At 57.2% G+C, this 8284-nt stretch carries 8 protein-coding genes and 1 pseudogene; 8 read left to right on the top strand and 1 reads right to left on the bottom strand.

Translation table 11 applies throughout. The features are described from left to right. Positions 1–74 precede the first annotated feature (74 nt). Together ABJM11_RS07600 and ABJM11_RS07595 are read left to right on the top strand one after the other, a co-directional pair. Positions 75–557, top strand: a complete 483-nt coding sequence (locus ABJM11_RS07600; RefSeq protein ID WP_348296699.1) for a hypothetical protein — start codon at positions 75–77, stop codon at positions 555–557. Between the two features lie 182 nt (positions 558–739). Further along, complete coding sequence (locus ABJM11_RS07595; RefSeq protein ID WP_348296698.1) at positions 740–1777, top strand: IS110 family transposase; 1038 nt, start codon at positions 740–742, stop codon at positions 1775–1777. Positions 1778–2062: 285 nt separating this feature from the next. Here ABJM11_RS07595 and ABJM11_RS07590 read toward each other — a convergent pair. After that, positions 2063–2269 (bottom strand): annotated as a pseudogene (locus tag ABJM11_RS07590) (transposase domain-containing protein); the annotation flags it as partial. Positions 2270–2444: 175 nt separating this feature from the next. On the opposite strand from ABJM11_RS07590, the gene ABJM11_RS07585 reads away from it, so the two are divergent. The 6 genes from ABJM11_RS07585 (at position 2445) to istB (ending at position 8010) form a co-directional block, all read left to right on the top strand. Beyond that, entirely contained in the window at positions 2445–3695 is a 1251-nt protein-coding gene (locus tag ABJM11_RS07585; RefSeq protein WP_348296697.1) for a site-specific integrase, read from the top strand. Beyond that, positions 3692–4648, top strand: coding sequence for a tyrosine-type recombinase/integrase (locus tag ABJM11_RS07580; RefSeq protein ID WP_348296696.1), 957 nt, complete (start codon positions 3692–3694; stop codon positions 4646–4648). Before ABJM11_RS07585 ends, ABJM11_RS07580 begins: the two co-directional genes overlap by 4 nt. Next, positions 4645–5412 (top strand): tyrosine-type recombinase/integrase, encoded by a 768-nt coding sequence (locus tag ABJM11_RS07575; RefSeq protein ID WP_348296695.1) that lies wholly within the window; start codon positions 4645–4647, stop codon positions 5410–5412. Before ABJM11_RS07580 ends, ABJM11_RS07575 begins: the two co-directional genes overlap by 4 nt. Further along, positions 5339–5647 carry a tyrosine-type recombinase/integrase gene (locus ABJM11_RS07570; protein WP_348296694.1) on the top strand — a complete coding sequence of 103 codons (309 nt, stop codon included), beginning with the start codon at positions 5339–5341 and terminating at the stop codon, positions 5645–5647. Before ABJM11_RS07575 ends, ABJM11_RS07570 begins: the two co-directional genes overlap by 74 nt. A 130-nt stretch (positions 5648–5777) precedes the next feature. Continuing rightward, positions 5778–7283 (top strand): IS21 family transposase, encoded by a 1506-nt coding sequence (gene istA / locus ABJM11_RS07565; protein WP_188437810.1) that lies wholly within the window; start codon positions 5778–5780, stop codon positions 7281–7283. Then, positions 7270–8010 (top strand): IS21-like element helper ATPase IstB, encoded by a 741-nt coding sequence (gene istB, locus ABJM11_RS07560; RefSeq protein WP_213480005.1) that lies wholly within the window; start codon positions 7270–7272, stop codon positions 8008–8010. Before istA ends, istB begins: the two co-directional genes overlap by 14 nt. The last annotated feature ends 274 nt before the right edge of the window (positions 8011–8284 follow it).

Raw genomic sequence — 8284 nt, 5'->3', positions numbered from 1 at the left:
TGAATGGAAGGGGGAAGCAGGAAGTCAGTGTCCCGATCAGCAAGTACAAAATGTCCCATCATTGAAGTCCGGTTATGGCCCCTGTTGTATTGATTATCTCACTTCGACACTGCGTGGTTAAGTCCGACAGGCTGCTAGCGGCCAAACTCACTCTCGAACCTGTGGTGAGCATCCAGGGGGCCGTGGTTTACGGCGATGGTGTTGGCGGATATATGTATGGTAGTCCAGCAGCGTCTAGCTTCTACGACCCCAGCGCGCAGGAGGTGGAAACGGTTAAGGCACTAGGCGGCACTCTCGGCACCAGTATCAATGCTGGTGCCGGCACGGTGAACCTGGTTTACGGCATAGCAACCGCAGACTGGGATGATGCAGAGGCAGCTGGACTCTCCGTTGAGAATCAGAATGAAATGTTCCAGAGTGCCTATGTAAACTACATATGGGAACCTATTAAAGACGTTAGTTACGGCATCGAAGTGGGACACCACAGCCGTGAAGTTGTGAGCGGTGCCGAGGGCAGCGCTGTTCGATTCCAAGCCATGGCGATGTATAAGTTCTGATGGGTTGATCGCGTTTTTTCTGATCTTTCCTTTTTTTGCACCGCACCGGGTGCGGTGCAATTCTTGAAGGGGCAAGTCCTCTGTAAGCAATGGGATGGACTCCTCCTCGCCTAACTCCGGCGTCAACACGCCATAATGATGAGTGAGGCAAACCACCATCGTGAGGATGAGGAGAATTCCACATGACCATTACCCGAGTTGGCGTCGACATTGCAAAATCAGTTTTTCATGTTCATGGCGTTGACCGTCATGATCAAGTTCTCTGGACCGGCAAATACTCTCGCCAGAAATGGCTGGATGCTTTATGCAGACGCGTACCCGTTGGTGCTGAAATTGGCATTGAGGCCTGTGCTTCCTCCCATCACTGGGCGCGGCAGCTCCAAGCTCGGGGGTATCATGTGAGATTAGTTGCTGCTCAGTTTGTTAAGCCTTACGTGAAGAGCAACAAGAATGATCGGGTCGACGCTGCGGCCATCTGCGAGGCAATGAGTCGCCCGCATATGAGATTCGTGTCGATTAAAACGGTAGTCCAGCAAGACATTCAGGCCACTCACCGGATTCGGGAAGAATTGGTCGGACAACGAACAGCAAAGTCTAACCAAATTCGGGGCCTTGTGGGTGAATATGGCATCGTTGCTCCGGTAGGCATCCAGCAATTGCGCAAAGCGTTACCCTGCTGGTTGGAAGATGCCAAAAATGGCCTGACTGATGCCTTTCGCATTCTGTTGAATGGTCTGGCGGAGGATCTTCGTCACCTCGATGACCGAATTACTTCACTTGACGAACAAATTTCTCAGAGTGTTCAGCAAGACCCCGTCGCAAGCAAACTGATAACGCTGCGTGGCGTCGGGCCATTGACGGCCAGCGCCCTGGCTGGGGCCTTGGGGAATGGAAAAGCATTCCATAGAGGACGTGACTTCGCCGCGTCATTAGGTCTGACTCCCAGGCAACATAGTACCGGGGGGCGAGATCGCCTGCTCGGCATCAGCAAGCGAGGCGACGGTTATCTGAGGAAGTTGCTGGTCCATGGAGCACGAGCCGTCCTCTGCCGCGTGGACGATAAAGAGGACAACCTAAGTCATTGGATCAAAGCACTACGGGCGCGGAAGCATGCCAATGTATCCACCGTGGCGTTGGCAAACAAAACGGCACGGATGGCTTGGGCGCTGGTTCGCCATGACATGGAATTTGATTCAAGGCTGGCAGCAGCAGCGCTATAAATTGAGAAGGGACCGCTCCGGCAAACTTTAAGGAGAAGACCACCACGATTGCAGAGCAGTTTGATTGATGGCGACCAGGTAGAACCGATGCTGGGAAACCCCTACCGGACGAGGAGCCCACAAGCTCGTGTAAGCGTTTGGGAACCAGCATGCGAATAGCCCATCAGGGGCCGATGCTCATATACAGGGCATCATTATAGAGACCGGATACACGTAGGCAGTCGTACCTTATCGTGATCAAACAAAGTGCTTGCAATAGAGGAGGAGTCCATACACGTCCGGCCATCACGCCTTGTCAGGTATAGCCGGCATCCAGTTGTGGGGCAATAGCTCGTCGATGGCGTTGTTTTTCTGCGTCGGCAGTCGGGTCAGCACATCCTTCAGGTAGGCATACGGATCATGCCCGTTCAGCTTCGCGGACTGGATCAGTGTCATCACAGCGGCAGCACGCTGGCCACTGCGCAGTGACCCTGCGAACAGCCAGTTGGAACGGTTATGCTGAGCTCAGCATAATCGTTCTTATGCGCAGCCCTCGATTATGTGCAGTTGCGCCGCCGGGCACCACTGACGAGACTGCAATTCACGCTTTATCCTGTTTGCTCTGGAGAGCATAACTGCGCATAACAATGTGGGTTCACCCCTTGATGCACGATTAAGGAGAGTACCCATGTCCAAGCATGTTCCCAGTTGGGATTCAGTCAACACCCCCTCTAATGTGGACGAGCGGATTGCGCTGATTCAGGAGCTTCATTCGTACCTCGTGGAGCGAGGTTACGCTAACCGAACGCTGTATCTTTACTGCTCTGTGGCCGCGCATTTTTTGCGGTGGCAACATGAAGCGGGTAGCGTGCGACCGCGCATCGACGCCCCGAGCGTGTCCCACTTTCTCATTGAGCATGTACCTGCTTGCCGCTGTCCACATCCCGGCAGCATGGATTTCAAGAGCATGCGAGCATCCCTTAACCAGCTACTGCTAATGCGGGGCGAGAATCGGCTCAGACCGTCCATGCCGTTGGCGTCTCTCGCCATTGAGACAGCAGTGGCAAGATTCGATGGTTATCTGGAGCAGGTATGTGGATTGACAGCCGCCACACGCTGGTATCACCGTCGTTACGCTCGTGCCTTCCTCCGAGAGTTGTATGGAGATACCCCGGTGGACTTCTGCCGGATCACGGCCGATGCGCTCCTTCAGTTTGTGAATGATCAGGCTCGCAGCCTGATACCCGCGAGTGTTGGTGTCCTTGCCTATTCGTTACGCACATTTTTGCGCTTTCTTCAGCTCCAGGGCCATGACAGTACGAACCTGATTCCCGCCGTGCCCCGGCCCGCGACCTGGTCGTTGGCCCCACTGCCACCCAGCCTCAGCACTGCGGAGCTCAAACGTTTCTGGTATGCCTTTGATCGCCATACTCCCGTTGGGCGGCGTGACTACGCCATGGCCCGTTGCTTGGCGGACCTCGGTCTGCGATGCCAGGAAATCGCGAACCTGAGTTTGGATGATGTTGACTGGAGAAGTGCGACGATCCGCCTGTCCGGTAACAAGAGCCGTCGGGAGGGACAACTGCCACTGCCACAGCTCACCGGCGGCGCACTGGCTGATTACCTGCGTCACGGGCGCCCGGTGGTCCCCACCCGCGCGGTATTCGTTCTGCATCGCGCACCGGTAGGTCAGTCGGCCACCAACACCACGGTGCGCGGCGCCATTCGCCGAGCCTACGTGCGTGCCGGATTACCATGGTCTGGCACCCACATTCTGCGACACACGGCAGCCGCTCGCATGGTACAAGGCGGTGTCCCGCTCAAGGAAGTGGCGGATGTGCTAGGTCACCGCAACATCGACACGACTTTAATTTATACCAAGGTAAATTTGCCCCAGCTTGCTCGCGTGGCCCTTCCGTGGCCGGGGAGGCAGCCATGAACCGGTGGTTGACGATGCAAGAGCGAGTTGCGGATTACTTAACGGTGCGCCGCCGACTCGGCTTCGCCCTGCGTATCGAGGGGGAGCAGTTGCAGCGGTTTGCCAGTTTTGCCGATGCACAGGGACACAACGGTGCTATCACCATAGATCTAGCACTGGCCTGGGCCTGCGCGTCCCAGCGCAGCGGGCCGATAGGCCGTGCCCGCCGGTTGGAGATCGTCCGCGCCCTGGCCAAGTTCTGTGTGCCGTTCGAGGTCGAGACGCAGGTTCCGCCTGTCCGGTTGCTTGGTCCTGCCCATCGTCGGCTCCCGCCCCATATCTATACCGATGAAGAACTAACGCAGCTGTTGGCGGCAGCCGCAACCCTCGAACCCATGCAGGGCCTGCGCCCCGCCTCCATGAAGTGCTTGCTGGGCCTTTTGGCAGCGACGGGGCTCAGGGTATCCGAAGCCCTACATCTACAGCAGGGAGATGTCGACCTGGGTCAGGGCCTGCTGACTGTGCGCCAGACCAAGTTCCGCAAGTCTCGCTACGTGCCCTTGCACCCCACGGTCATCCAGGCGATGACCGCGTATGCTTGTCTGCGCGACCAACTTCTACCGCCACCGCGACCCCCAGATTTCTTCCTGCGCGATGATGGGCGGGCCCTGTGCTACACACATGTTTTACATGCTTTTCAGCGTATCCGCGCGCAGCTTGGGTGGGATCGAGAATTGCAGCCGCGACCGCGGCTCTATGACCTGCGCCACACCTTCGCCTGCAACCGACTGCTCAGATGGTATCAGGAGGGCATTGATGTTCATTGGGCCATGCCATTGCTGACGACCTATCTTGGACACGTCAAGGTGACAGACACCTATTGGTATTTGACCGCCATCCCGGCATTGATGGCTATCGCCGCCGAACGCTTTGAGTGCGTGGCGACGTCCAGTGACGAGGAGGTGACGTCATGACTTCTTCAACAACCAACACGGACCTGGCTCGATTGCTCCAGGCGTTCTTTTGTCAGCGCCTGATGCAACAGCGCCAAGCCAGCTCCCGCACCGTGAGCAGTTACCGCGATGCCTTCCGATTATTGTTGCGCTTCGCTGAGGCACATGCCGGCAAACCCGTTTATCAACTATCGCTCTCCGACCTCAAGGCCCCGCTGATTTTGGCTTTTCTCGATGATCTGGAAGCTCAACGGCACAATACTGTGCGTAGTCGCAATGCGCGGCTCGCTGCCATCCGCGCTTTCCTACACTATGCGGCGGTCGAAGAGCCTACGGCACTGCCCGTGATTCAACAGGTACTGGCGATTCCCATGAAGCGTTTTGACCGGCCATTGGTCGGTTTCCTTTCCCGTGTCGAGATGGAGGCAATCTTGCAGGCACCGGATAGCCATACCTGGAGCGGGCAACGCGATCGTATATTATTGACCACGCTCTACAATACGGGTGCTCGTGTTTCAGAAATCATTGCGGTACGCCGCATGGATCTGGAGCGCGAGCACGGCCGGGCCCTGCACTTACACGGCAAGGGGCGCAAGGAGCGAGTGGTGCCATTATGGAAACGCACGTCCAGACTACTGCGTAACTGGTTGCCTCGGATAGATAGGGCCAGAGCCTCAACAGCCGCTCTTCCCGAACCGCTACAATCAGCCTATGACACGCTCTGGTGTTGCTTCCCGTCTGTACGAGGCCACACAGGCCGCAGCCCAAGGTTGCCACTCCCTTAACGGCAAGTGTGTCTCATCTCACTCCATTCGGCATACGACTGCCATGCACCTGCTTCAGGCCGGTGTAGACATTACCGTTATCGCACTGTGGCTGGGACACGAGAGCGTGGTGACCACCCACCAATATCTGGAGGCCGACCTGAAGATGAAAGAGCATGCTCTGGCTGCACTGCAACCACCCACGGTGGCGACAGCTCGCTTCAAGCCATCCACGGGATTGCTCGCGTTTTGTTAGTGGCCAATTAAAGTGACCCACTACTGGCCATTAATTTTGACCCACCTCCGAGTGGCCGTCAGGCCACAGAACCAGCTACTGTCCCCCGCTTTTATCGATGGCCGGGGGCATGTCAGTGAAGGAGTGGGTTGTGATACACAAGATCAAGGCACTGCACGATAACGGTAAAGGACTGTCGATCCGCGCCATCAGCCAGGAACTGGGGTTATCCCGGAACACGGTACGCAAGTATTTGCGGATGGAGGTGGATGCGATCACAGAGCAGTTTGCAGATCCCTCGCGGAGCAAGCGCCTCGACGATCACCGGGATTACCTGGTGCATTTGCTCAAGCAATTTCCCAAGCTCAGCGCCGTCAAGATTGCCCGTAAGCTTCAGGCAAAGGTCGGCGACTTACCGGCCTCAGATCGCTCCATTCGCCGTTATGTGCGAGCACTCAAGGAGGAAGTGGCCTCGGCCCAGATGCGCTACTACGAGCCCATCCTGGATGACGTCCCCGGTGTTCAGTGTCAGGTGGACCCTGGCGAGTTACGTGGTGTGTTGATCGGTGGCGAAGAGCGCACGCTGCACTTCGTGGTGTTCGTGCTGTCCTACTCGCGGCTGATGTACGTGGGCTTGGCCTTCCGCCCTCTGGACACCCAGACCTTTATCCAGCTCCACGATGAAGCCTTGCGGTACTTTGGCGGTCTGCCGGAGGAATGCGTTTACGATCAGACCAAGCTGGTGGTGATCAACGAGCAGTACCGGGAACTGACTCTCAACCAACGTTTCCATGAGTATGCCACCACCGCCGGGTTCCGGATCCATGCCTGCGAAGGCTATGACCCGGAGAGCAAGGGCAAGGTGGAAGCCGGCGTAAAATACGTCAAACAGGACTGCCTTTACGGCGAGGTCTTCCGGGACCAGGAACACGTGTGTCAGCACGTGCAGGACTGGGTTGAGAGTGTGGCCAATGTCCGCATCCACGGCACCACCGGAGAACCACCCCGGGAGCGGTTCGAGCAGGATGAACGAGAACATCTGGCGGCCTATCTGTCACCGGCGTGCGTGCAGTCTGTGGCCCGGGAGACACGAAGAGCCGACAAGACCGGCCTGATCGCCTGGAAGGCCAACAAATACTCCGTGCCCATGGCCTGGCAACAGGCCCGGGTGGGCGTTCTGGAGTCCGGCGGCCAACTGCACATCAGCGACCTGAGCACAGGCGACGTCATCGCCAGTCATGGCCTGTGTACGGACAAGGGCAAGGTGATCAAGAACACCCATCACTACCGGGATCATGCCCAGCGCGTGAGCAAGCTGGAAGCCGACATCAGCGCCCGGATCGGCAGTGATGTCGGGCATCGGTTGTGCCAGCAGCTCAAACGCTCCGAGCCCAAGATCTACAAGGATCAGTTGGTGGCTGCCCGCGACTTGCTCAAGCGCCACGAACCCGTGGATCCCGTGTTGATCACGACGCTGGCAGAGCGCCCCGGCATGACCGCCACACGACTGCAAAGCTACCTGGAAGCGGCCCAGGCCGCCGTTCTGCGGGAGCGACAGCCGGAGCCGTTACCGCAACCCAAGCAAGCATTGGATCTGAGTGCCTACCAGCGTCTTGGCCACTCCAGTGGCCAGGGGGTGACCCATGAGCCAGCTTGAGCAAACCGTGGCCCGATACCGCAGCCTGCGTCTGAGCGCAGCCGCCGATGAATTAACGAATCTGCTGGCTGAGGCAGAAGCCAACGAGATGTCTTATCTGAGCTTCGCGGACAGGCTTGCCGAACATGAGATGACTCAGCGCCAGGACAAACGTATCCGCCGGAACCGGAAGATGGCTGCGTTCCCAGCGGAGAAGCGCCTGGAGGGCTTCGACTACCGGCACCAGACCACCATTAACAAGCGCCAGGTGAACGCCTTGCTGGACTTCCAGTTCCTCGACGAACGGAACAACCTGGTGTTTATCGGCCCGCCGGGTGTGGGCAAGACCCACCTGGCCATCGGCATTGGCCACAAGGCAGTGGAAGCCGGTTACCGGGTGTTGTTCCGCAACGCCTTGGATCTGGTGGAAGAGCTGGAACTGGCCGAAATGAAGGGTGAGCTAAAAAAGCGGGTCAGCCAGTTGGCCAAGTACGACCTGCTGATCATCGATGAGCTGGGCTACCTGCCCATGACCCGGCAGGCCCGCTACAACCTGTTCCAGCTGATCAACAGCCTTTACGAATACCGGTCCATCATCCTGACCACCAACAAGGACTTCACCAGTTGGGGCGAGTTCTTCCACGACGACAACGTGGCGGTGCCGATCATTGACCGGGTAATCCATCATTCACACATCTTTATGTTGGGAGGAGAAAGCTATCGACTGAAGCAGAAAGTTACAAGCTAGACTATGAAAGGTGGGTCAATTTTATTGGCCAAAGGTGGGTCAAAATAAATGGCCATTGACACGTTTCTGGACGGCTTGTGATTATGTGAAGTTAGATCAGGGGGCCAGCACTCCTTGACCATTGTAAATCTTGCCTAGCAGCCTGTCGGACTTGCACCTGACAGGCGTTATTTAACGTTGTCTGTTCGCTTGGTTTCCCGAGTTTGACCGTTAGGTGGTCATCAGGGAGTCCAGATTGGCCTCTATGGCACTTTTAGGTGCTCCAGATAAGGCC

Origin of the sequence: Marinobacter sp., from assembly GCF_039977835.1 — a bacterium.
Classification (GTDB): domain Bacteria; phylum Pseudomonadota; class Gammaproteobacteria; order Pseudomonadales; family Oleiphilaceae; genus Marinobacter.
Note: the sequence above shows the minus strand (reverse complement) of the source record. Positions and strands in the feature narration are given on the sequence as shown.